This is a genomic window from Bacillus sp. G402 (assembly GCF_051172515.1).
Taxonomy (GTDB): Bacteria; Bacillota; Bacilli; order Bacillales; family Bacillaceae; genus Bacillus; species Bacillus altitudinis.
In genome coordinates, this window is sequence record NZ_JBPIZC010000001.1 from 342703 (window position 1) to 367109 (window position 24407).

At 41.4% G+C, this 24407-nt stretch carries 24 protein-coding genes and 1 other annotated feature; of the genes, 13 read left to right on the forward strand and 11 right to left on the reverse strand.

From position 1 onward, the window contains the following. Positions 1-23 precede the first annotated feature (23 nt). Positions 24-746 (forward strand): GntR family transcriptional regulator, encoded by a 723-nt coding sequence (locus ACSBQP_RS01860; RefSeq protein WP_008342268.1) that lies wholly within the window; start codon positions 24-26, stop codon positions 744-746. Between the two features lie 50 nt (positions 747-796). Here the strand turns inward: ACSBQP_RS01860 and zwf are convergent, their stop codons facing one another. Continuing rightward, positions 797-2272, reverse strand: coding sequence for a glucose-6-phosphate dehydrogenase (gene zwf, locus ACSBQP_RS01865; RefSeq protein ID WP_008342269.1), 1476 nt, complete (start codon positions 2270-2272; stop codon positions 797-799). A 222-nt stretch (positions 2273-2494) separates the two neighbouring features. Between zwf and rnz the strand changes: the two genes are divergently transcribed. After that, entirely contained in the window at positions 2495-3424 is a 930-nt protein-coding gene (rnz, locus tag ACSBQP_RS01870) for a ribonuclease Z (RefSeq protein WP_255233970.1), read from the forward strand. A 139-nt stretch (positions 3425-3563) separates the two neighbouring features. After that, positions 3564-4871: an aminotransferase class I/II-fold pyridoxal phosphate-dependent enzyme gene (locus tag ACSBQP_RS01875; protein WP_008342274.1), complete on the forward strand. Its 1308-nt coding sequence runs from the start codon at positions 3564-3566 to the stop codon at positions 4869-4871. Between the two features lie 44 nt (positions 4872-4915). Here ACSBQP_RS01875 and ACSBQP_RS01880 read toward each other — a convergent pair whose 3' ends face one another. Both ACSBQP_RS01880 and namA read right to left on the reverse strand, forming a co-directional pair. Next, a complete protein-coding gene (locus ACSBQP_RS01880) occupies positions 4916-5680 on the reverse strand; it encodes an alpha/beta fold hydrolase (protein ID WP_008342277.1) in 765 nt (254 codons plus the stop codon). Between the two features lie 119 nt (positions 5681-5799). Beyond that, complete coding sequence (namA, locus tag ACSBQP_RS01885) at positions 5800-6816, reverse strand: NADPH dehydrogenase NamA (protein WP_435028139.1); 1017 nt, start codon at positions 6814-6816, stop codon at positions 5800-5802. 140 nt (positions 6817-6956) lie between these two features. Here namA and ACSBQP_RS01890 point away from each other — a divergent pair, with 140 nt between their 5' ends. From ACSBQP_RS01890 to ACSBQP_RS01910, 5 genes are all read left to right on the forward strand, one after another. Beyond that, positions 6957-8570 carry a M20/M25/M40 family metallo-hydrolase gene (locus ACSBQP_RS01890; protein WP_435028140.1) on the forward strand — a complete coding sequence of 538 codons (1614 nt, stop codon included), beginning with the start codon at positions 6957-6959 and terminating at the stop codon, positions 8568-8570. A gap of 366 nt (positions 8571-8936) precedes the next feature. Further along, the gene (locus ACSBQP_RS01895; protein WP_072367806.1) at positions 8937-10286 is read left to right on the forward strand and encodes a coproporphyrinogen-III oxidase family protein; all 1350 of its coding nucleotides are present in this window, start codon (positions 8937-8939) and stop codon (positions 10284-10286) included. After that, complete coding sequence (locus tag ACSBQP_RS01900; protein WP_072367805.1) at positions 10286-11542, forward strand: MFS transporter; 1257 nt, start codon at positions 10286-10288, stop codon at positions 11540-11542. Before ACSBQP_RS01895 ends, ACSBQP_RS01900 begins: the two co-directional genes overlap by 1 nt. Positions 11543-11561: 19 nt before the next feature. Further along, a complete protein-coding gene (locus tag ACSBQP_RS01905) occupies positions 11562-12050 on the forward strand; it encodes a DinB family protein (RefSeq protein ID WP_435028141.1) in 489 nt (162 codons plus the stop codon). Positions 12051-12064: 14 nt separating this feature from the next. Beyond that, on the forward strand, positions 12065-12208 hold the full coding sequence (locus tag ACSBQP_RS01910; RefSeq protein ID WP_155720700.1) for a hypothetical protein: 144 nt from the start codon (positions 12065-12067) through the stop codon (positions 12206-12208). A gap of 49 nt (positions 12209-12257) precedes the next feature. Here the strand turns inward: ACSBQP_RS01910 and proC are convergent, their stop codons facing one another. Further along, the gene (gene proC / locus ACSBQP_RS01915; protein WP_435028142.1) at positions 12258-13085 is read right to left on the reverse strand and encodes a pyrroline-5-carboxylate reductase; all 828 of its coding nucleotides are present in this window, start codon (positions 13083-13085) and stop codon (positions 12258-12260) included. A gap of 41 nt (positions 13086-13126) precedes the next feature. Further along, positions 13127-13338, reverse strand: a binding site (T-box leader). 169 nt (positions 13339-13507) lie between these two features. Between proC and ACSBQP_RS01920 the strand changes: the two genes are divergently transcribed. Together ACSBQP_RS01920 and ACSBQP_RS01925 are read left to right on the forward strand one after the other, a co-directional pair. Next, positions 13508-14470, forward strand: coding sequence for an MBL fold metallo-hydrolase (locus ACSBQP_RS01920; protein ID WP_048001411.1), 963 nt, complete (start codon positions 13508-13510; stop codon positions 14468-14470). After that, positions 14471-15247, forward strand: a complete 777-nt coding sequence (locus ACSBQP_RS01925) for an SDR family NAD(P)-dependent oxidoreductase (protein WP_435028143.1) — start codon at positions 14471-14473, stop codon at positions 15245-15247. 16 nt (positions 15248-15263) lie between these two features. Here the strand turns inward: ACSBQP_RS01925 and ACSBQP_RS01930 are convergent, their stop codons facing one another. Together ACSBQP_RS01930 and ACSBQP_RS01935 are read right to left on the reverse strand one after the other, a co-directional pair. Next, positions 15264-15686: a VOC family protein gene (locus tag ACSBQP_RS01930; RefSeq protein ID WP_223255639.1), complete on the reverse strand. Its 423-nt coding sequence runs from the start codon at positions 15684-15686 to the stop codon at positions 15264-15266. An 8-nt stretch (positions 15687-15694) separates the two neighbouring features. Beyond that, positions 15695-17023 carry a CoA-disulfide reductase gene (locus tag ACSBQP_RS01935; protein WP_017367545.1) on the reverse strand — a complete coding sequence of 443 codons (1329 nt, stop codon included), beginning with the start codon at positions 17021-17023 and terminating at the stop codon, positions 15695-15697. A 188-nt stretch (positions 17024-17211) separates the two neighbouring features. Between ACSBQP_RS01935 and coaA the strand changes: the two genes are divergently transcribed. Beyond that, entirely contained in the window at positions 17212-18171 is a 960-nt protein-coding gene (coaA, locus tag ACSBQP_RS01940; protein ID WP_008342294.1) for a type I pantothenate kinase, read from the forward strand. Between the two features lie 30 nt (positions 18172-18201). Here coaA and ACSBQP_RS01945 read toward each other — a convergent pair whose 3' ends face one another. The 4 genes from ACSBQP_RS01945 to ACSBQP_RS01960 form a co-directional block, all read right to left on the reverse strand. Continuing rightward, positions 18202-19437, reverse strand: a complete 1236-nt coding sequence (locus tag ACSBQP_RS01945; RefSeq protein ID WP_008343828.1) for an MDR family MFS transporter — start codon at positions 19435-19437, stop codon at positions 18202-18204. A 231-nt stretch (positions 19438-19668) separates the two neighbouring features. Next, positions 19669-20013 (reverse strand): YolD-like family protein, encoded by a 345-nt coding sequence (locus ACSBQP_RS01950; RefSeq protein ID WP_017367544.1) that lies wholly within the window; start codon positions 20011-20013, stop codon positions 19669-19671. A gap of 15 nt (positions 20014-20028) precedes the next feature. Then, positions 20029-21261 carry a DNA polymerase IV gene (locus ACSBQP_RS01955; protein WP_216942606.1) on the reverse strand — a complete coding sequence of 411 codons (1233 nt, stop codon included), beginning with the start codon at positions 21259-21261 and terminating at the stop codon, positions 20029-20031. A gap of 141 nt (positions 21262-21402) precedes the next feature. Continuing rightward, a complete protein-coding gene (locus ACSBQP_RS01960) occupies positions 21403-21852 on the reverse strand; it encodes a YfmQ family protein (protein WP_046343915.1) in 450 nt (149 codons plus the stop codon). 286 nt (positions 21853-22138) lie between these two features. Between ACSBQP_RS01960 and ACSBQP_RS01965 the strand changes: the two genes are divergently transcribed. Then, positions 22139-22618 (forward strand): GNAT family N-acetyltransferase, encoded by a 480-nt coding sequence (locus tag ACSBQP_RS01965; RefSeq protein ID WP_007501073.1) that lies wholly within the window; start codon positions 22139-22141, stop codon positions 22616-22618. Next, positions 22615-23589, forward strand: a complete 975-nt coding sequence (locus ACSBQP_RS01970; protein WP_008343833.1) for a bifunctional GNAT family N-acetyltransferase/GrpB family protein — start codon at positions 22615-22617, stop codon at positions 23587-23589. The genes ACSBQP_RS01965 and ACSBQP_RS01970 overlap by 4 nt, the downstream gene beginning before the upstream one ends. 17 nt (positions 23590-23606) lie before the next feature. Here the strand turns inward: ACSBQP_RS01970 and ACSBQP_RS01975 are convergent, their stop codons facing one another. After that, on the reverse strand, positions 23607-24314 hold the full coding sequence (locus tag ACSBQP_RS01975; protein ID WP_076822167.1) for an expansin EXLX1 family cellulose-binding protein: 708 nt from the start codon (positions 24312-24314) through the stop codon (positions 23607-23609). Between the last annotated feature and the right edge of the window lie 93 nt (positions 24315-24407).

The following is a 24407-nucleotide window of genomic DNA, read 5'->3' on the forward strand; positions in this document are numbered from 1 at the left end:
AACAAGTCAGTTGGTGGTGTGAGATGACAAAGTACGAACTCATTTCAGAAGAAATTAGAAAAAGAATAGGAACAGCATATTATCCAGAAGATCAACCCATTCCAGATGAAAACTCGCTTGCCGCTGAATTTAAATGCAGCAGAATGACGATGAAGCGTGCGCTCGATCTTTTAGTGGCGGAAGGTCTGCTCTTTAGAAAAAGAGGTCATGGCACATTTATTGTGAAGGCAGCACTAAATCAAGGTGCGATCAACGTATCAGGTCATGAAAATAAAGGGTTCACGAAAGTGATGGCAGATAAAAACGTGACGAGCCAAATCATTCGCTTTGATGTGCATTTTCCAAGTGAAGAGGTGGCAGCTCATTTATCCATTGACTCAAGCACACCCGTCTATGACATTATTCGGCTTCGTTTGGTAGAAGAAGAGCCATATGTATTAGAAAAAACCTTTATGCCTGTCAATGTCATTAAGGGAATAGATGAAGAGGTTTTATTGGGTTCCATCTATAGCTACATTACAAACACACTGCAATTAAAAGTAGCAGGAGCGCACAAAAAAATTAGAGCGGCTAAATCAGATCAGCTTGATCAGCAATATTTAGGCTGTGACCCTACGGATCCGGTGCTAGAAGTGGAGCAGGTGGCTTATTTAAACACAGGCCGGCCGTTTGAATATTCCTTTAGCCATCATCGCTATGATAAATTTGATTTTTCAACGGTTGAAATTACGAAAACACGACTTTAAAAAAAGAGCAGAACCCCCTCAATCGGGAGACTGCTCTTTTTTTGTTGATTTTATATATTCCACCAGTGATATCCATCTTTTTCAAGAAGCTGATCTGCTTCTTTTGGTCCCATAGAACCAGCAGGATAATTTGGTTTTAACGTTTTGGTTTCAGCCCATTTTTCTGAAATTGGATCAACAAAGTTCCAAGACAGTGCTACTTCATCCCAGTGGGCAAAGTTTGTTGCATCACCTAGCAAACAGTCATGAATCAGCTTTTCATACGCTTCTGGTGTATTCATGATGTCGTTGTAATTTGTTTGATAGTCCAGCTTAATTGGTTTAGCATACGTTCCGCCATCAAGCTTGCGAGCATTCAGGTGAAGGGTAATGCCTTCGTCTGGCTGAATGTGAATCACAAGTAAGTTTGGATGCATGGAATTCCCGTTTCCATAGTACAGGTTCATCGGAATGTCTTTAAATTGCACCACGATTTGAGTGGATTTCTTTTCTAGACGTTTTCCTGTACGAATGTAAAATGGTACCCCGGCCCATCTAAAGTTATCGATGAGAAGTTTCCCTGCAACGAATGTTTCTGTGTTGGAGTTTGGGTCCACATTTTGCTCTTCAAGATAGGAAGGAACCATATTGCCATCAATCGTTCCTGCATCATACTGTCCGCGGACAAAGAATTGATCCACTTCATCTTTCGAGAAAGGACGAAGCGCACGCAATGCTTTCCGTTTTTCACTACGGATTTCCTCTGTATTGAGCTTAATCGGCGGCTCCATGGCTAAAAGGGCAACCATTTGAAGCATATGGTTTTGTACCATATCTCTCAGTGCACCAGAACTCTCGTAATATCTCGCACGATCTTCGACGCCTAATGATTCACTCGATGTGATTTGAATGTTTGAAATATAGCGGTTTGTCCAAAGCGGTTCAAAGATCGCATTCGCAAAACGAATCACCTCAATGTTTTGCACCATCTGTTTACCGAGGTAGTGGTCAATACGATAAATTTGATCCTCTGTAAATGCATCTCGGATCTCTTCATTTAATGTTTTGGCACTAGGGAGGTCATGACCAAACGGTTTTTCAATAACAAGTCGAGACCATCCAGTCGTTTCTGATACGCCTTCACTTTTTAAAAACTTCGCAATGGTTCCGAAGAATTCCGGTGCCATCGCTAAATAGAACATCCGGTTATTTGGGATACTGTATGTATCTTCAAGACCAGAAAGAAGTGTGTTCAGTGCTTGATAGGAAGCAGGGCTTGAGACATCAAAGTCATGGTAATAGAAATGAGAAATAAATTCCTCTGCTTTTGCTTCTGCATCATCAGAAGAGACCGATTCTTTTACCACAGCTCTTAGGTCTTCATGAGACCAAGGACGACGTCCAACACCTACAACGGCGAATTGATCTCCAAGCTTTCCGCTATGATAAAGTCTATGTATAGAAGGGTAGAGCTTGCGTTTTGCAAGGTCTCCTGTTGCGCCAAAGATGACAATGACTGCTTTTGGATAGTTAGTTTCTGTATTCACGAAAAGTACCTCACTTTATTCGTAGCATTGTTGTAAAAACCGAGAATGTATGTACATTTTCTTTATTTTAAAGGTTCATTGTTCGTAAAGCAAACATTTGATTCGACTTTTTCTGCCCACGTTTGACTTTTTTCAAAAATTCCGCTGAATTCACATTTATCCTGTCTTCATGTATTCTATATGAATGAAGAGATTGTATACCGGCTGTAGGAGGAAATCGTAATGGAACTGCTCTTTTTAGGAACAGGTGCAGGCATTCCTGCAAAAACAAGAAACGTCACTTGCACTGCGCTGAAGCTTTTAGAAGAGAGAAAAGCCGTGTGGCTTTTTGATTGCGGAGAAGCGACGCAGCATCAAATATTACATACAACGATTAAACCAAGAAAAATAGAGAAGATCTTTATCACGCATATGCACGGTGATCATGTATATGGTCTCCCGGGTCTGCTTGGCAGCAGGTCCTTTCAAGGCGGAGAGGATGAATTGACGATATATGGTCCAAGCGGCATTAAAGCTTTTGTAAACGCGACACTTTCAGCGACACAAACGCATTTGACTTATCCGCTGCATATCATAGAAATAGAGGAAGGGATCGTTTTTGAAGATGAGACCTTTCAAGTAGAAGCAAAACGAGTGTCTCATGGGATCCCAGCTTACGGTTATCGGGTCGTGGAAAAAGATGTACCCGGCGCACTAAAAGCCGAAGACCTAAAAAAAATCGGTGTAAAACCTGGACCTTTGTATCAGAAGTTGAAAAATGGGGAAACCGTTACACTCGAAGATGGAAGAATGATTGATGGAACCGATTATTTGGAACCCCCTAAAAAAGGGAGAATCGTTGCATTTTCAGGAGATACCCGTTTGTGCGAGAATATAACAAGGCTTGCCAAGAATGCGGATGTGTTAGTCCATGAAGCAACATTTGGGAAAGAAGATGCAGAACTAGCCTATAATTATTATCACAGTACGACAGAACAGGCAGCAAAAACAGCGCAGGAAGCAGGCGCAAAAAGACTGATTTTGACCCATATTAGTGCACGGTACCAAGGGGAAGAGTCACTGAAACAATTACTCAAAGAAGCCCGCGATATATTCCCGCTGACTGAAGCTGCACATGATTTCTTTTCTTTTCCTATTGACCGTACCCTGTAAAAATTGGATGAATCGTCAAAAATAGTTGTGTGATTTTTTTGATATTTATGATGACGCTCTTTTTAAGGTAGTGGTAAAATGGTGAAGAAAAAACAAATGACGAATTACACTATGAAGAATACGGGAGGCACAATCAAAGATGAGCGGTTTTACAGCGTTAAGTGAAGCAGAATTAAATGACCTATATGCAGCACGACAAAAAGAATATGAAACGTACAAAAGTAAAAACTTACACTTAGACATGTCTAGAGGGAAACCTTCACCAAAACAGCTCGATTTATCTATGGGCATGCTCGATGTCGTGACATCAAAGGATGCAATGACAGCTGAGGATGGTACAGATGTGCGAAACTATGGCGGCTTGACAGGCCTTCCTGAAACAAAGAAATTTTTTGCAAGTGTGCTCAACCTGAAGCCAGAACAAATCATCATTGGCGGTAATTCTAGTCTGAATATGATGCACGACGCGATTGCACGTGCTATGACTCACGGCGTATATGGCAGCAAAACACCTTGGGGAGAGCTTCCAAAGGTAAAATTCCTTGCACCAAGCCCAGGGTATGATCGTCATTTTGCCATTTGTGAGCATTTTAACATAGAGATGATTACGGTAGATATGAAGTCGGATGGACCTGACATGGATCAGGTAGAAAAATTGGTTGCAGAAGATGAAGCCATCAAAGGGATTTGGTGTGTACCGAAATATAGTAACCCTGACGGCATTACGTATTCAGATGAGGTTGTTGACCGTCTTGCTTCCATGCAGACAAAAGCAGACGACTTCCGTATTTTTTGGGATGATGCCTATGCAGTCCACCATCTAACAGATACGCCTGATACGTTAAAAGATATTTTTCAAGCAGTAGACAAAGCAGGACATGCAAACCGTGTGTTTATGTTCGCCTCTACTTCTAAAATTACGTTCCCAGGCTCGGGTGTTGCACTGATGGCATCTAGTCAGGACAACGTCAGCTTTATTCAAAAACAGCTATCAGTTCAAACCATTGGGCCAGATAAAATCAATCAATTAAGACACCTTCGTTTCTTCAAGAATCCAGAAGGATTGAAGGAACATATGAAAAAGCATGCAGCGATTATTAAGCCGAAATTTGACCTCGTTCTTTCGATCCTTGATGAAAAGCTTGGTGGAACAGGCATCGCTGAGTGGCACAAACCAAATGGCGGATATTTTATTAGCTTAAATACACTCGATCATTGTGCAAAAGCTGTTGTGCAAAAAGCGAAAGAAGCCGGTGTGACACTAACAGGTGCAGGGGCGACATATCCTTATGGTAACGACCCGCTTGATCGCAATATCCGTATTGCGCCAACGTTCCCAACGCTTGAAGAACTAGAGCAGGCGATTGACATCTTTACGTTATGCGTTCAGCTTGTCAGCATTGAAAAGCTGCTGTCTGAGAAAAGTCAATCAGCACCAACGGTATAACGAAAAAACTCCTTGACTGATGTCCGGTCAAGGAGTTTTTGTTTTTAGTTGGCTGTTTGATAATAAGTGGCAGGCTGTTTTGCTGCACACCATACATCATAAATGGCAAGCTGCACAATATGTGGTTCATCGTGATGAATATAGTGCGAGCTGTTCTGCGCCTGAATCCATCCGCTTTGGGATGACAATGTGAGCATTCGTTTATGAAGCCTGAGCCAAGCTTCATGTGCTGGATGAAACAAGCGGCTTTTGCCTGATGAAATGACAAGAAGGGGCATCATCCCATAATGCGTTTGCTCCTCTTTGATCGTACGCAGCATTTGCTCAAAGTCCTCATGTGTACATTCTGCTGTGAACTGCGCCATATATGAAGTGCGTTCTTCCTTTGATAAGAGCGGCAGAATGACCTGCTCTTGCTCCTCACTTGCTGGGTCTAGAAGGACCATACCGATAACATCTTCTTTTCTGCGGCTTGCCCATAAGCGGCTGACAAGAGAGCCAAATGAGTGCGCCACAATGAGAAATGGCGGCTGAATATTGGCTTGATGTAAGAGTGTATCTAAATCATCCGCAAGATCATGCAAAGTTCTTCCTTCTTTGCTTTCGCTGCTTTTTCCATTACCTAAACGGTCATATAAGAAAACACCAAGCTCTGGGTCAATATCACGAGCGATATTCGCCCACGTATCGCCTGAAATTCCATATCCTGCTTCAAAAATAATGGTGGCTTGCTTTTTTCCTTGACGATGCCTTGTATAAAAGTGATGTCCATCTATATGATACGTTCTTTCAATCAATGCCGAGTTCATTCTTCCATCTCCTCTAAGTGGTTCTTTAGCTAAAAGACGGCACAAAAGGCAAAGATGTTTCTCTTAAAAACAAAAAAGATGCCTATTTCAAAAAATAGACACCTTTTTGCTTAAAGATGTTACCAAGCACGATCGTATTGGCGCGGGCTTTCGATGGATGTACGAAGCTCTTTAGCGGCTGTTTTTGGGAAATACGGATCCCGTAAAAATTCTCTGCCGATAAAGATCAAGTCAGCACGCTGATTTTGTAAAATTTCTTCGGCCTGTACACCAGATGTGATCATACCGACAGCGGCTGTTTGGATGCCGGCACCTTCTCTTATTTTCTCAGCAAAGGTGACTTGGTAGCCGGGGAATGTGTTAATACTGGCTTGCACCACAGCGCCTGAGCTCACATCAATTAGATCGACTCCTTGCTCTTTCAGCCATGCGGCAATGCCAATATAATCTGCAATATCTAGTCCCTTTGTTGTGTAATCAGAAGCGGATACACGGACAAATAATGGTCCATCCCACACTTCATTGACTGCATCAACCACTTCTCCCAAGAAGCGATAACGATTTTCTGGTGAACCGCCATATTCATCTGTCCGGTGATTGGCAAGCGGTGAGATAAATTCGTTAATCAAATAGCCATGCGCACCATGAATCTCAATGATGTCAAATCCAGCTTGTTTGGCGCGGACAGCGGCATCTTGAAACGCCTGAACGGTGTCTTTTATTTGATCGATAGACATCTCAAGAGGTGTTTTAGATTGCTCGTCAAATGGAATGCTGGATGGAGCAAGAATGTCACCATCTAGCTCAGCCTTGCGTCCTGCATGGGCTAGCTGGATGGCCGTTTTTGTTCCGTACGCTTTGATTTGTTCGTTTAATGAGGCAAACCCTTCAATGTGCTCATCACTCCAAATTCCGAGGTCCTGATCACTAATTCTTCCCTCAGGTGAAACAGCACTTGCCTCGACCATAATTAATCCGGCCTGACCTTGCGCACGGGAAACATAATGTGCAAAGTGGAAAGGCTGTAATTTTCCATCACGGTCATAGGATGAATACATACACATCGGGGACATGACGATGCGGTTTTTGAGTGTGACACCTTTTAATGTCCAAGGTGAAAAAAGCTTTGTTTCCAATTACCTTCGCCTCCTCATAGAATGGTATAGCCGATTATAACAGTCATTCAAACATTCGTCATAAAAGGTGCTCAAACCATATAGCTTTTGAACATGATTTTGTATAATGAAAGATATGGACATCAAAGGGGGATTAACGGATGAAATGGCAAACGGAAAGTGAACTAAAGGAGCTACTCACAGCTCTGATGCAGTATGAAAGCATATCTGGTACAACGGGAGAAGTCGCATTAGCGGAATATTTATATTACTTGCTGAGGGAGCGTCCATATTTTGAGCAGCACCCTGATCACTTGGCTTTGCATCCAATGAAAGATGGCCGGTATTTTTTAACGGCACTTGTCAAACGAAGTACGCTGCCACGTACTGTTTTACTCCTCAGCCATTTTGATGTCGTCGATACAGAGGATTACGGAGAATTTCAAAATATGGCGTGTAAGCCCGAAGAGTTAATGGCGTCCTTTTCTCAAAAAAGTGCACTTCTTCCAAAAAGGGCAAGAGAGGATTTAGCTTCAGGTGACTGGCTGTTTGGACGAGGGTCCATGGATATGAAAGCAGGCCTGACTGTCCAGCTTTCCATGCTAGAAAGAGCCATGGCGGGGAGGTTTGAAGGAAATATTCTGCTCGTCACAGTGCCAGATGAAGAAGTGAATTCACAGGGGATGCTGGAGGCTGTTCCGAAACTAAAGGAGCTCAAGCAGAAGTATGACCTTGATTATACCGCGTGTTTAAACAGTGAGCCGATGTTTGAAAAGTATCCCGGGGATGCGCACCAATACATCTATACAGGTAGTATAGGGAAGGTACTTGCGGGATTTTTCTGCAAAGGAATTGAAACACATGTAGGTGAGCCCTTCTCAGGATTAAATGCAAATTTTATGGTATCTGAATTAAACAGGCTGTTAGAACTGAATAGTGATTATTGTGAGGAAGTAGATGGTGAAGTGACACCACCTCCGACCAATTTGATGCAAAAGGATTTGAAAGAAGCTTACTCTGTTCAAACGCCTCACACGGCTGTTTCTTTATTTAATGTGCTGATGATGAACCGCTCTAGTGAAGAGCTTCACGGGCTCCTCTATGAAACTGCGAAACAAGCAGCAGCCCAAATCGAAGCCAATCTCAAACAGAAAACCGCTGCATTTCAACGCTTTAAACATTTTACACCCATCGATACAAACATCACGGTGTTAACGTATCATGAGCTGTACGAAAAAGCTGCTGAACGATCCGGCAAGCAGGAGGTCGAGCGAATTGTCAACTACGCCTTTGCCAACCGGGGTGAGCTAGGGGATCGTGATTTTTCAACCAAAATTGTATCAGAACTGACGACCCTTTGTAAGGAAGATGGAGCACTGATTGTGTTGTTTTATAGTCCGCCATTTTACCCATCTGTTTCTTCAACAGATGATCTGCATATTCAAACGACCTTAAAGAAGATTCAAAGAGAAGCAAAAGAGATCTATGGAATCGAAGTAGAAGAAGTCAAATATTTTCCTGGTTTATCTGATTTAAGCTACTTACAGCTTGAAAATCAAGATATAGACGATTATACAGCCAACATGCCGCTATACCAAAAAGGCTACTCGTTACCACAAGGAGAAAAAGAAGCTCTTAACGTACCTGTCATCAACGTTGGTCCATTAGGAAAGGATGCGCACAAATGGACAGAACGGCTGCATGTCCCATTCTCTTTTGGCGTTTTGCCTTCGCTCTTAGAATCAACAATTCATGCTTTATTAGAGAAAGAGTAAGCATATGTGGTGATAAGCCCTATCGTGATGATAGGGCTTTTTGTTGTGAATATATATTCTTTTTATTCTTCATTATGCCAGAAGTTATAGATGGAAATGGCAATGTGAAACGATAGAACTAACAAAAAATAGTTAAAATGATTGAAATATTCAGAAAAGTCTATTATAATCAATTATGTAATTAAGTAACAATTATCCTAATTATAAGGAGGTGATTTAAATGAAACGAAACGAATGGATTGCGATCTAAAATTACCAAATACTTACAAATTAGTGTGTGCCGCAGAGAAGCGAATGATTTAGCTTCTCTGTGAATTTGTATAAGGACTAAAAATAGATGAGAGTTGGGTGAGAGAATTGTCAAATATGAAAAATTATTATGAAGAGCATCCGCCTTTATGGAATTTTCTTTATCCGTTTTTTGGTCAATCTAGCCAAGAAGGAGCACAATCTCGTGTGACAGAATTCATCCAAAAAGAACGAACATTTCAAAAAGGGAAAAATGCTTTATATTTACATATCCCTTTTTGTGATACCATCTGTTCGTTCTGCCCCTTTATTAAATCCACAAAATATGAGCCTATGATCGGAAAATACATTGATGCTTTAATCAATGAGATGCGTATTCTATCACAATCAACTAATATTCAAAAGATGACTTTTGATGTGGTATTTGTTGGTGGAGGGACGCCTTCCATTATGTCTCCTGAGCTAATTTATCGACTTTCGACTGCAATAAAAGAAAACTTCACATTATCACCTGACTATGAATGGACTTTTGAGTGTGAAGCAAAGACAGCTACACCAGAAAGAGTCGCTGCCATGTCTGAAGGTGGAGCAAATAGAGGGAGCTTTGGTGTCCAAACATTAAACGAACATTATCGGAAAATGTTCAATTTAACAGCTAGTTTTGATCAAATCTCTCAGACGGTAGACTTAATGAAGCGGCATTTCCAATCCTATAATATTGATTTATTATATCAGCTGCCTGGGCAAACGAAAGAAGAGATGATAGAGGACATAAATGGAGTGATGGCATTAGGAAGCACCAGTATTGATACGTATCCATTAGAATACATTGCATGTTCAAAGGGATGGTTATCAAAAATAAATAAAGGCAAAGTTCCTATGCCTCCCAATCCTAAAGAAAAGTTTGAGTTTAGCGATACACTCTATCGTCACTTAAAAACGAAGGGCTGGCATCAAAATTATGTCTATACGTTTATGGCCCCTGAGCATCAAAATAAACGTTTTCAATATGGCGAAGTGATTTACGGTGGTTATGAAGATCAATATATTGGACTAGGCACAGGTGCCATCTCGTACATGCAAGGTATGATTTGGGCAAATGAAGCAAATACCCAAAAATATATTGAAAACCTGACAAATCAAGAGTTACCTATCGTTAAATCTAGAGAGTATCATGCTTTTGATAGAAGACTTGTCTTTTTCCCTAAAACAATGAAAATAGAAAAAGCACATCTCAATCAAATGCCAAAGCGTGAAGAGATTTATCGTAAATTAGAATTACTCATGTTAAGAGGGGTAGTTGAGGAGGCGGAGCAATATTTTGTGATAAAAGAAGAAGCGAAACCTTGGTATCCTGCGATTTTAGTTGATCTCATACCAGAAAAAGAAAGAGCTAATTATGATCAAGCCGTCGAGTTTATGCAAAAAGAATTAGGCTGGTATGAGACGACAGAGGTGCTCCTCTAATGATTTTAAAGAAAGAAACGACATCGCTTTTTAAAAATCAGAACTTTGTCAGTTTCTTTATTGGACAAAACTTATCTGCTTTTGGAGATTGGTTTAGAACGATTGCTACGATTGGCTTAATCTATGAACTTACTGGCAGAGCGACCCACCTAAGTATTCTATTTATTTGTTCAATGCTTCCTCTCATTTTAACATCTATGCTTTTAAGCCCGATTATAGATAAGTTTTCTTATAAGAAAGTTGTGATTTTTGCAGATTTGGCACGCTTTATAATAGGACTAGGCTTTGTTTTAGTAGTTACATTGAATGTGACACCGTTTATCCTTTATTTTTTACTAGCGTTAAATGGTGCTTTTTCAGGTATATACTTGCCTGCTCGTTCATCTATGATACCTGAAATCTTAGATAAAGAGCAGCTTTCTAAGGGAAATAGTATACTAGCAACGTCTTTTAGTGCCTCAATGCTGATTGCGACAGGTGTAGGCGGGTTGGTCACAGAAATCTGGTCCGTTTCCACCATTTATTTGGTGGATGCGTTGACATTCTTATTATCGGCAATGCTGCTAATCCCTATTAAAGCGAAAGAAACATCTGAAAAAAAAGAGTATGTGTCATATGTTCAAAACTTTAAAGAGGGCATTGAAGAAATCAAAGGGTCACCCAAAATTCAAAGTGCTATATGGATATTGATGTCTAGAGAATTCGCTTTAAGCATTGTTTATGTCATGTTTAGTTTGTACATTTTAGAAGTAGCAAAGGAAGGGAATTTTGGCTTGGGCCTTGGACATACAATAAGTGGACTAGGACAAATTATCGGAGGAATTACACTCGCAGCTTATTTTAAAAAAGCGAAATTCTCCTTTCAGTTTTATAAAAGATGGTCAACGGTATCGATCATATTGTTAGCGATATTACATGCATTGTCCTATCAACAAACAAATTTTATTGGATTTTTATTTGTTGTTTTATTAGCGAATCTATTATACAGCCCAGTCGAAGTTTTGTACTCTACAAATATTATGACATATGCAAGCAGTCATTTAAGAGCCCGGGTTTTTTCGGCAGGTCTTGCATTATCACGCATATTTTATATTAGTGGATTTATCATTATGGCGTTCATCGGAGATCTGATTCCTATTCATGTCATTGCTATGTGTATGGCAGGTCTTGTGATATTAGCTGGTTTGATGAACAACTTATTGTTACTAAAAGAGAAACAGCAAGATGAATCTAAAAGGGAAATGCATTCACTATAAAGGAGACTTTGATTACGCAATGGAAACCGGAAAATTAACAAAAACAGAAATCGTCACATCACTTCGAGAAAGTATTCGTGAGCTTGAGGGGCTAGTGCAGGCATGTGATGAGCACACATTAGATCAATCTTTAGAAGAAGGCAAGTGGACTATTAAACAAATCACTGGCCATTTGTATGATACAGAGGAAGTCTGGTCGAAGCGGATAGAGCAGGTACTTTCAAATGAGAATATACCTTTCCAATCGTATGATCCTGAGATTTATGTGAAGGAAAGAGCTTATGAAAGGTACACCGCACAAGAGATTCGTGCTTTGATTGAGCGCCTAAAAGAGAGCAGAAACAACACACTCCAGCTATTACACGAGGATACATGGGATTGCTCTGGCCTTCACCCTGAAGAAGGGGCGATGACAGTCCAAATTTTAGCTGAAACCATTGCTTTACATGAAAATCATCACCTCGCCCAAATAAAAGCCATCCTATCCATGAGCAAATCATCTATATGAGGAGGTACTAATCAATGAAGCACCAAGAATTGTTGATTGATGTTCATTTTTATCAAGCGCGTGATTATCTAATAGAACAAGCCGTTTCAAAAAAAGAACAGAAAGAACCAAAAGATCAATCACACTGCTTGAATTCAATGACGAGCGAGAAAAAATAGATGGACATACGTAAAAAGCACCTGTCATCAAAACAGGTGCTTTTCTATATTATTTATACGTACTCGCTGAAAACATATCGTTTAATTCTGCTGCACGTTTTGTCGCTGTTTTCACACAATCGACAATCGCTTCTTCAAATTGATAGGAAGCAAGGGTATTCAGTCCTGCTTCTGTCGTTCCACCTTCGCTCGTAATTTCTTTGCGCAATTCAGCAGGTTCCTTACCGCTATCCTGAAGCATATTTGCAGCGCCTGCAATCATTTGACAAATGAGCAATTTCGCTGTCTCTTGGTCCATTCCAAGTTCCGATGCACCTCGCTCCATTCCTTCAATCAAATGATAAATAAAGGCAGGACCGCTGCCGGCAATGGCTGTGACCGCATTCAGCTGTGATTCATCTAAAACCGTCACATGACCGATCGTTTCAAACAACTGAACTGCTTTTTCCTTTTGCGCCTCTGTGACTTCATCACTGACAGCAATGCCAGTAGCTGATTGTTGTATGGCTGCTGATGTATTTGGCATCGCACGAACCACCGCCGTTTTTGCGCCAGCATAATGCTGAATGGCTTCAATAGAAATGCCCGCTAAAATAGAAATAATCAGCTGTCCATTTAAATGGGGCCTTACTTCAGAAATGCCACTTTCCGCATCTTTTGGTTTTAAAGCGAACACCAGCATATCGGCTTCTTCATAAATAAAGGAACGAGCGAAATCTGTTTTGACTCCATAACGTGCATGTAATTCTTCTAATCGTTTTTCATTTGTTTTATTTGTGACAATGATATCTTCATTTGACATAATGCCGCTCTTTAAAAGACCTTTAATCATAGACTCGGCCATTGAGCCTGCACCAATAAATCCAATTTTACTCATAAGCTGCTCCTCCTTGTAGAAAATAAAAAAACCTCTCGTCTGCAAAGGACGAAAGGTTTTTCGCGGTACCACCCTCAATTAGCATGCAATGTTGCATACTCAGCTCTAGTCCCTTAACGCGGGAAACGTTTAGGTTTGCCTAACAGCTCAAAGGGCAGGTTCAGCAAATAAGAGGATGGTGAAGTCTTACAGCCGGCGGACCTCACTCTCTTGCATCATTATTTTGCTTACTAATCCTTGTCATCGCGCATCTTATATTTGTTGTTCATTATGCAACGATGGACAAGTTTGTGTCAATAGGGAGAGATAAAAAAATTGACCATCTAAACCGCATGACAGTCTGCCCTTTGCAAGATACAATGAATAAAGAAGAGTGAGTTCAGATGATCTATGAGACAAAAATCAGGAGATGACGTATAAAAGTGAAAGAAGAAATGATTCAATTATCCATCCCTACACCGTTTGCGGTGGGGGATGTCCATGCATATGTATTAAAAGGCGATGCCGTGACCTTAGTTGATTGCGGACCGATGACACAAGAGGCGCAGCATGCCTTTGTCACACAATTAAAGGAACATCATTTATCAATAGATGATATTGATCAAGTGGTTTTGACACATCATCATGCAGATCATGTCGGTCTTTTAGATCTGATGAAACCTCATGTCCGTGTCATCGGACACGAGTTGAATGAGCCCTATATTAGTCAGGATGAAGCGTTTAAACAGCGTCAAATCCATTTTATGAATGATTTTTTTCAGCAGTTAGGTGTGCCGCTTCGTCAAGGTGAGTGTGAAAGAATGGTGAGGCAGTCCTATACATATTCATGTACGGCACATGTCGATGACGTCATAAAAGAAGGCGATCGTTTGAAGGGACATGAGCACTTCCAAGTGCTGGAGACACCGGGACATGCACAATCTCATCTTTCTTTTTTAGATGAAACAACAGGAAATTTCATCGGCGGTGATCTGCTGCTTACGACCATTTCTTCCAATCCGTTAATGGAAGCGCCGGTGAAAGGAACAGAACGTCAAAAATCGCTGCTTCAATATAAAGCATCACTCGAGCGTTTATTGCATTTGCCCATTCAGACGATTTATCCAGGGCATGGCCAGCTCATTACCTCTCATCACGAATTGATCGAAGAAAGATTTAAAAAACAGGAAAAACGGGCAAATACGATGTATCAGCTGCTTCAACGAAAGGAAATGACCGCCTTTCATCTTTGCCGCACCTTATTTCCGGGCCTGTATGAAGAAGCATTATTTCTGACAATGTCTGAGACAGTCGGGCAGCTTGATGTGCTTTTAGCGGCTGGACAAATTGAAGAAGTGCAAAAAGACGGAACCCTCTATTATCGAGCAAATGAAGGAGTGAAATAAATGGGGCGACTAACAGGAAAGAGAATATGGATTACAGGTGCTTCAGGCGGTATTGGTGAAAAGATGGCGTACTTGGCAGCAGCCGAAGGAGCAGAAATCATTGTGTCGGCAAGACGAATTGAAAAGCTCACAGGTGTACAAGAAAAGATTATAAGTGCTGGCGGCGTATGTCACATCGTTCAGCTTGATGTCAGTCGGCTTGAGGACATTGATCAAGCCTATCAACAAGTGGGAGCTGTTGATATTTTGGTGAACAATGCCGGCTTTGGTGTGTTCGATCTCGTCGAGGACGCATCCATTGAGGAAATGGTGTCGATGTTTGAGGTCAATGTCTTTGGTTTAATTGCCTGCACAAAAAAGGTCCTTCCTGAGATGAAACAAAGAGGGAAGGGACATATTATCAATATTGCGTCACAGGCAGGCAAAATTGCCACCCCTAAATCCGCCATCTATTCCGCATCAAAGCATGCGGTTCTCGGATTTTCAAACAGCCTCAGAATGGAGCTGGCAGACAGCGGAATTCATGTCACAACCGTCAATCCAGGACCGATTGCCACAGACTTCTTTACCATTGCAGACCGCAGTGGTGAATATGTTAAAAATGTTGATTTTATGATGCTCAGTGCTGACAAGGTAGCAGGGAAGGTCGTATCCGCCATGATGACGAAAAAAAGAGAGATTAATTTACCAGGATGGATGAATGCTGGCAGTAAGTTGTATCAATTATTCCCGTTTTTATTTGAAAAAGCAGCACGTAAAGCGATGATGAAAAAATAACAAAAAAAGAAACCGGTCACAGGCTGGTTTCTTTTTTTGTTTGATGGGGCTTAATATTGGTGACGCCAAAGACATTGCCATCAACATCTTCGAAGCTAAAACCGCCTAAGTCTGGGTCAGCTAATATTTGAATATCCGATACGGTGACGTTATGCTCGCTTAAATACTGGTGAAATTTTTTTAAATCCTTCACAAATAAATCAATCATACTATGCCGAACTCCTGTAAAAGAGTTCATAAAGTAGATTCGTTTCTCGTGTTTTGTTTTGACGAGATAAAAAGAAGGTCCCTCGCCATGAGTAAAAGTGAGCATAGCGGCTTCTTCTGATTGATGTAGAACGATCATCTCTAAAATCTGGTCATACCAAGAGACAGCCCGGGGGATATCAGTCACAGGAATTTCAATAGTAGCAATTTGTTGAATGGTCAATGGCTTCACTCCTTTTTCTATATCCGCCTTGCCGCTTGCTGAAGTGGGTCCCATACACTGTTAAAAGGGGGGGCATAGCTAATATCTAAATCTTCAAGGTCTGTCACAGTCAGCCCTTGATAAAGAGCAGTTGCCATGACATCGATTCGTTTATCAACACCTTCTTTACCGATGATTTGTGCACCAAGCAAGGTGTGATCATCGCTTCTGTAAATCAGTTTCACTTTCATTTTCTCTGCATCTGGGTAATATCCAGCGTGGTCAGTGCTGTCGATGGTGATGGTAGAGAAAGAAAGGCCCGCGTCTTTTGCTTCTTTCTCTGATAAACCCGTTCGCCCTGCTGTCACGTCCATAAATTTCATCACCGCTGTGCCGGTGACGCCTTGAAACGCGCGGTTTGTTCCTGTCATATGAAACCCTGCGATTCTTCCTTGTTTATTTGCTGTCGTACCGAGCGGAATATAGTCCAGTTCCTTTTTGATACGGTGATAGGTTGCTGCGCAGTCACCCGCCGCATAGATATCTTGTACATTCGTCTGCATGTATTCATTCACAACAATTGCGCCATTTTGCAGTCGCTGAATTCCTGTGCTGTCTAAAAAGGATGTTTGCGGAGTGACACCAACGGCGATGATGACCATATCTGTTTCAATGGTCTGCTTGTCTGTTTGAACAGCTGTTACATGTGTCTTGCCCTTTAATTTTTGCACTGTTTCACCAAGTACTACTTGAATGCCTTGATTGTCCGCTTCTTCTTTCAGATATTTTGCCATATCGGGATCAAAGCCTGGGCCAAGTGTTGCCCCCCGCTGAATGATATGAACGTCTTTGCCTAGCCCTTTTAAATTTTCTGCCATTTCTAAACCGATATATCCTCCGCCGATAATCGTGATATGTGTGACGTCTTTTTTTAGATTGTCTAAAATAGACAGCGCATGCGGGATTGTTTTTAATACGTGGACACCTTCTAATGAATGACTGTCTAGATCAAGTGTGACGGGGCTTGCTCCTGTCGCAATTAACAGACGGTCATACGTTTCTGTAAAGGGCTCTTTTGTTTTAGAATGAATACCCGATACTGTTTTTTGCTCTGGGTCAATTGAGGTCACTTCGTGTAAGCATCTGGCATCAATCCCGTATTTGTCACGAAAGGTGTCAGCGCTGCGTGCGATGAGTTTTCTGTGATGATCAATGAGACCGCCGATCAAGTAGGGGAGTCCGCACTGTCCATATGAGAAAATTTCTCCTTTTTCAAAAGCTACAATTTGCGCGTCTGGATCCTCTCTATATATTTGCATAGCGCAGCTCATTCCTGCTGCATCTCCGCCAATCATCACATATTTCATTTGGTGTGCTCCCTTCTATCTATCAAACTGAATACTCTTATTTACCCTCATTTTCCTTTATTTAATGCTTTTTTTTCGCAAAAGAAGCAAACTTTCGTTGAAAAATAAAGACAGCGCCTTCATTTTAAGCTACAATCGGATTATCGTCTTTTTGGTTATGAGTTTAGTTTAGATTGGTGGGAAAGACTTTGGGTGACGAACGACTAGATTTTAATACATTATATACACGCCATACGAGAGAGGCATGGGCCGCTCTTGGAGAATATATGCCGGTATCTGTTTCAGAAGAAGAAGTGAGAGCACTTCAAGGATTAAACGACTACTTATCGCTAGAAGAAGTTCGAGATATTTACATCCCGCTTATTCGTTTTCTGACATTACATGTCTTTGCAGAAAAACAAAAAAATCAGCATGTCAATGCTTTTTTAAACTACCCGCATCATGCGAAAATCCCCTTTTTAATCGGGATTGCAGGAAGTGTGGCCGTCGGAAAAAGCACGACAGCACGTATCATTGAAACACTTTTATCAAGGCTTGGAGATGGACTGAAGGTGAGTCTCGTAACAACGGACGGCTTTTTGTATCCTCAAAAAGAGTTAAAAGATCGGGGGCTGATGGAAAAGAAAGGTTTCCCGGAAAGCTATGATGTTAAAGCGCTACTTTCGTTTTTAAATGAATTAAAATCAGGGAAACAAACTGTGCATGCACCTGTATATTCACATCTGACCTATGACCGTCTTGAAGGGGTGTATGAAACAGTAGAAGATGCGGATATTGTCATCATTGAAGGGATCAATGTGTTGCAATCACCGGCACTGGATGATTTGAAGGATGAGCCGCGCGTGTTTGTATCAGATTACTTCGATTTTTCGATTTATGTAGATGCCGCTGAGACGCAAATTCAATGCTGGTATAAAGAACGGTTCCGTTTGCTGCGGGAAACAGCCTTCCAAGACCCTGAATCTTTCTTTCATCAATACAAAGATTTGACGGATGAAGAAGCAGATCAGATGGCAAGCACGATTTGGAATACAGTGAACCGTCCAAATTTATATGAAAATATTTTGCCGACAAAATATAGAGCCGATTTGATTTTAAAAAAAGGCGATCAGCATAAGGTGGAAGAGATCGCCATCCGCAGGGTATAAAGAAAACCGCTCAAATTGAGAGCGGTTTTTTTAATGACCTCCACTTACTTTCACAGCCACGGCAGCAGCCGTTCGTTTTTTTAGGCGGTAGTATCCGATAAGTAAAAACGGAACGCCTGCAGCGGTGACAATCGCCAAGACTGAAAAAATAGAAAGGGGATGGGCTGCGCCAAATAAGTCAATACACAATCCTCCGACAAACGGTCCGACGACGCTGCCGAGCTGAGAAAACCCCATTGCGCCGAAGTATGATCCTTTCACTTCAGGTTTTGCAATATTGTCTACAAACAGATCCATCATCGCAAAGAGTAGCACTTCACCAATCGTAAACACGACAATGATGAAAGCAAGCGTACCGAGACTTTGTGAAAAAGCAATGGCAAACAAACTGCCTGCTAGAAGCACGTTCCCAGTCGTTAACGACAAAATCGTTGAATAGCGCTTAGCGATCATAATTAGCGGGTACTGAACGACAATGACAACCACTGCGTTTAAGGATAAAAGATACCCAAACAGTTTAGGGCCATCCTCAATCATAGGGGATGCCGATAAATATTGAGGCAGTGTTGAGCTTAGGTGTGAATAGCCAAATGAACATAAAGTAACGCCAATGAGGATGATGCTAAAGACCGTATCTTTCTGAATAATGGAAAGAGCTTTTTTGACGCCGATTTGTTTGGTGCTTTCTGGAGCAGCCACTGGATGCTTTTGAAATTGCCATGCCAGCGTTAACCCGTACAACAAGTAAATGAGGGCAGCGACGAGAAATGGAAAAGTCGTTTTTGATGACCCGAGATATAAGCCAAGCAGCGGGCCGAAAATGACACCAATGTTAATAGCCGTATACCGTAAGTTAAAGACAAACAACCGAATGCTCGATGGGGTGACATCGGATAAGAGTGCTTTAGACGTTGGTTCAAACAGCGCCCGGCACAGTCCATTTAAAGCATTCATAAAAAAGAAGACCCAAATGGCATCTGCAAACGCGAAGCCAACAAAGACAAGTGTCCAGCCAAAGATGGATAAAAGCATGACCTTTTTTCTGCCGATTCGGTCGGAAACATAGCCGCCGTAAAAACTCGCAACAATCCCAATAAGAGAGCTGACGGCAATGATCAATCCAGCTGAAGAGGCTGAGGCGCCTTTGACTTGTGTCAAATAAACGGCTAAAAAGGGAATGCTCATGGATGTCGCCATTCGGCCAAATATCGTGCCGATGATGATCGTCCAACTAAGTGGATGTAAAGTGCGTAAGTTATTTTTCATGCTGTGTCTCCCCTGAGTTTGTAAGATGTTCCAATCATACATGAAAAATTGTGCAAATTAAATACACAATTTGATGGAGGAGTCATCCGTCAAATGACAGAGAAGCTTGAACCGTTCCGTTCATTCGAAGAGCATATGCCTCGTTTTCAAGGTTTTAAGCCTTGATGGGTCATGATTTTTTCAGAAAAACGAAGCGGGTTTTTCAATGATCATGTTTTCGTTTTGCGAAAATCAATTGAGATCGATGGCAATAATTTGATGTAAGGAAAGGTTTAGAACATCTTCGTCATTCACGATTTTCATTTGGCGTGTTTCATAATGAATGGCTTTCACCCAGCCCCAAAACTGTGCTTTCATGCCGGATGAGACATATGTCACGCAAATCGCTTGATCCTCGGTAATCGACTGTGTGATCAAAACATTCATTTCCTCTAGCTGATCGGAGCTGAGCGGTAGAGGTGTATATTCTTTTTTCTTTCGTTTTTGAGCAAGAAGCTGCTCCCGGTGCTCTGGTAGCATCATTCGGCTTGATTCCCACATGATGTTGTATCCAGGTGTTAATTTATTGGGATTCATGCTTGTTCGCCTCCGTTATTTGTAATGCCCGCCAATTTTTTCGGCGCGGTGATATGCCTGCCCTGCGCTTGTCAGTGACGAAGCATGCAATAATGCCGCAGGTCCATATTTCAGATGGATTTCATCAAATACTTTGCTGAGTTGATCTTTCTTCAAATGATGATCAAATAAAGTCAGCTGATAGTGGCTGTCAGGCTGCAGCTGTGAGAGGGTAATACCTACACTGCGAATGGGCTGGCCATCCCAGTGCTGCTGGCATAGCTGAATCGCTGCCTCTGCAATATCTGAGCCATACTGTGTCGGTGAATGAAGCTTCATTTGTCGATGAAAGCCTGTTGGATGTGAAAAATCAGCCCCTCTTACACCAACAGACACCGTTTGACCGAGATAATGCTTAAAACGTGCCCGCCTAGCGACTTCCTCACTCAATTCAAGAAGAGCGACTTTGATCTCCTCAAAAGATGCGTAATCACGGGGAAGGGTCATATGATGCCCAACGGCTTTTTGCTGATCATGTGTGTGAATAGTGACTGGAGAGGGATCGTGTCCTAAAGCTGTTCGCTGCAGAAGCTCCCCATTGATTCCCCAGCGTTTTTTTAATCGGTCTAACGGATAAGTAGCAAGTGTGCCAATGGTACTGATGCCCATTCGTTTCAAATGATGCTCCATTCGTTTGCCGACGCCAAATAATTTCCCGATTGGAAGCGGCCATAAATCAGCAGCAACTCGGTCGGCACTCAGTTCATAGATACCGGTTCTGTTTTTTTTGGCAAAATGGTCACAGGCCATTTTAGCGAGCACTTTATTAGGGCCTATGCCCACACGTGCGTAAATGCCAGTCTGGTTCATAATCGTTGTTTGTATATGTTGAGCGATCTCATGTGGAGAGCCGAATAGTGTAAGACTGCCTGTAATATCAAGAAACTGTTCATCAATGGAATATGGCTCGACAAGGTCTGTGTATTGTTCAAGCAGTTCTGTAATCATGACAGAGACATCGAGATAGCGCTGCATACGTGGACGTACGACCACTGCTTCAGGACATTTCTCCTGTGCTTCCCATAACCTTGATGCATTTTGTACGCCACGTTTCTTCGCGAGAGGGCAGGCTGCCAGGACGACTCCGCTTCTTCGTTCTGGATCTCCAGAGACAATGAGCGGCACATTCTCCAAATGAGGCGCCTCCACCTTCTCAACTGATGCATAAAATGACTGCATATCCACAAGCAGAATGGCTCGTTCATTCATTGTACTTCACCTCTTAGAACATATGTTCTATATCTATTGTAAACAACATGAGGTGAAATTCATACTGGTAAATCATTCAAAAGCTGTTCATACAAAAAAGACGAAGTGGTGAACACTTCGTCTCGTCTGCTGCAACGATTGTTAGGCATGTGCCATGTTGTGGAATGTTTGGAGCGGTTCAGAACGCAGACGATAAGCCATCAGCTTTTTCTTTGGCTTATGTGTAAACTGCCGAACCACATCCACATGGTCATCATAATGGAACAGATAAAGGGTGACATCATGTTTCCCATGCTTTGTTTGCATAGTAAGCGGCGCTGGCCCTTCATTCGGATGAAGAAAACGTTCTTCATCACCTGGGTAAATATAATAGCGTTCAATAAAGATCGCATCATTAAAATGTTGAATGACTTCAGCTGCTCGCTGCTTATCAAGCGAACGACCTTGAAAAGTAATATTTGTTTGCTCACTTGTTACTTTAGCATGTACGGCGTAGCGGCTAAAAAGGCGCTCAACAACACCAGAAGGCAAAGAGGTGACAAGCAGCTTTAAAAGACTAAACACAACAAGTGAAATAACAACCCAAACCAATCTCATCATCTCCAATAAACATTTGTACCATTTCCTATATGAACCATCTTAACATAACAAATGAATGAAACTTTCGCACAAAAAGTGAACTTTTTGAAATAAGTGTGAAGATTTAAAAGGAGATGGCGGCTGAAAGACGAAGAACCAACAAGTGAACATGAAAAAAGGCTGGCATACTGTCTTTACAATCATTTGATCAGACAGGTAGACTATTGAAACAATCATATTTTTGAGAAAAAAACGATTCAAGCAAGGAAAGCCAAAATGGAAAAGGGGCGAGGCCATCATGATACGTCAAGTGAAACCATCAGATTTTTACGCAGTCACATCCGTCATTCAAAGCTGGTGGGGAGGCAGAGATTTGCGTGCAAAATTGCCAAAGCTCTTTTTTGAACATTTCCAGCAAACAAGTTTTGTTGTCGTTGAAAAGGGAGAGCTGATCGGCTTTTTGGTTGGTTTTTTATCACAATCTCATTCGGATGAAGCCTATATTCACTTTGTTGGCGTCCACCCAGATCACCGTAAATTAAAGATAGGTAAAATTCTCTATCAAGCTTTTTATGAAGCGGCTGAAAAGGAAGGAAGAACAACAATTAAAGCTGTCACAGCTCCTATCAATAAAGTCTCCATTGCTTATCATACAAAACTCGGGTTTCAGATAGAAAAGGGAGATAAAACAGTAGATGGCATCTCAGTCTTTTCAGATTACGATGGCATTCATGAAGACCGTGTGTTATTTGTGAAGAAGCTGGAGGCGATGAAATGATTGTTCATTTAGATCACACAATAAGTGATGTAGCAAAGCAGATCTTACATATTCAACTAGCTGCATACCAACAAGAAGCTGAACAAATTGGTTATGCTGATCTTCCGCCATTAAAAGAGACCATTCAAGATGTCATGAAAGCAAAAGAGCAATTTATTGGTTTTCAGCAACATGATCTCTTATTAGGTGTAGCCTCTTATGAAGAGCTGGAAGATTGTTTGATCATTAGTCGATTGGCTGTGCATCCAAAAGCGCTAAAGCAGGGGATTGGAACAAGACTTATGTCGACAATTATGGAGAAGAATGTCCCGATAGAACTGACCACAGGGCAAGAAAACACCCCTGCAAAAAGGCTATATGAAAAATTGGGGTTTTTTGAAACAAATGTGATTCATGTGGCAAAAGAGCTCACCCTATCAAAAATGAAATGGACACCGCGACGCAAGGTTGAGGTTGTCGAATTCAAAAAAGAATGGCATGAAGAATTCCGTCAAGAAAAGCAGCGACTCAAGCAAATCATTCAAAAGAGCTGGATAGAAGGATACCATATTGGCAGCACGTCAGTTACAGGACTTGTTGCCAAACCAATTATAGATATATTAATAGAAGTAAGCGATATAGAAGAGATTGATAGGAAAAAAGAGAGATTTGAACACCTTGGATACGAAGCGCTCGGTGAAAATGGTATAAAAGGGAGACGCTTTTTTCAAAAGGGTGGCTTGAATCGTACGCATCATGTCCATGTGTATGAAAGGAATCATCCTGATGTGAAAAGACATTTATTGTTTCGAGATTACTTAAGACTCCACCCAGAACGATCTGAAGCGTATGCGTCTGTCAAGGAACAATTAGCAAAGCAGTATCCGGAAGATATACAAAGCTATATGGCGGGAAAGAATGAAATCATAAAAGAAATAGAAAATGAGGCATATCTCTGGGATAAAGAAGGAAGAGAGGAAGCTCTTAAATAAGCTGCCTCTTCATCTCGTTAATTAGGAAACTGAACATTGCCTTTTACAATATAGGCCTGTGAAGCAGCAGTAGATGGAAGAGCGGGTAATTGATCCTTTACTATGACCCCGCGAATATCTGTGATTCGAACAGGAAGAGATGTAGACCCCATATGAAAGCCAAGGAAATGGTTGTAGTCTGTCTTTTCCATGTTCACCCATTGTCCATCTTTGTAATATTCCATTTTCATAACCGGATATTTATGATTGCGCACTTGAATCGCAGCCCACCACTCACTGCTACCTTCTTTTATTCTGTAAGCTACATTTCCGCTAATCGGTGCTTTTATAATTTTCCAACTAATTAGGATTTTCCCATCTGCCATATTTCCGATTTTGGCAAAGGCATTAGGTGAAAGATCAAGAGCTCCTTTTGCTCCTTCTGGATATTTATCGGTTACATACACAACGGTTTTTCCTTTTGGTCCCGTTACTTCAAGGTAAGCCCCTGCAAGTGCCGCATTTACCCCTTTATAGTTATAGTCATGGGGATTTAAAGCCGTAATTTTCATGTCAGATGGAATAGGATCTAATAAAGCGGCGCCCCCTGAGTAACCAGATCCCGTATAAGTCGCATAGCTTTCTCGTACTTCATCAAGGATAGATGCCGCTTTCATGTTTGGCATAGTGAAACTCAACATCAATATCAGCGCCCCGATGAAGCAGAGAGATAATCTTTTTTTCACGATCTAAAACCTCCTGTTTCTTCTTTTAAAATTGATAGCGTCATCAGTATAATTCTAAAAAACAGGATGCAGAAAGAGCCAATAGATAGATAT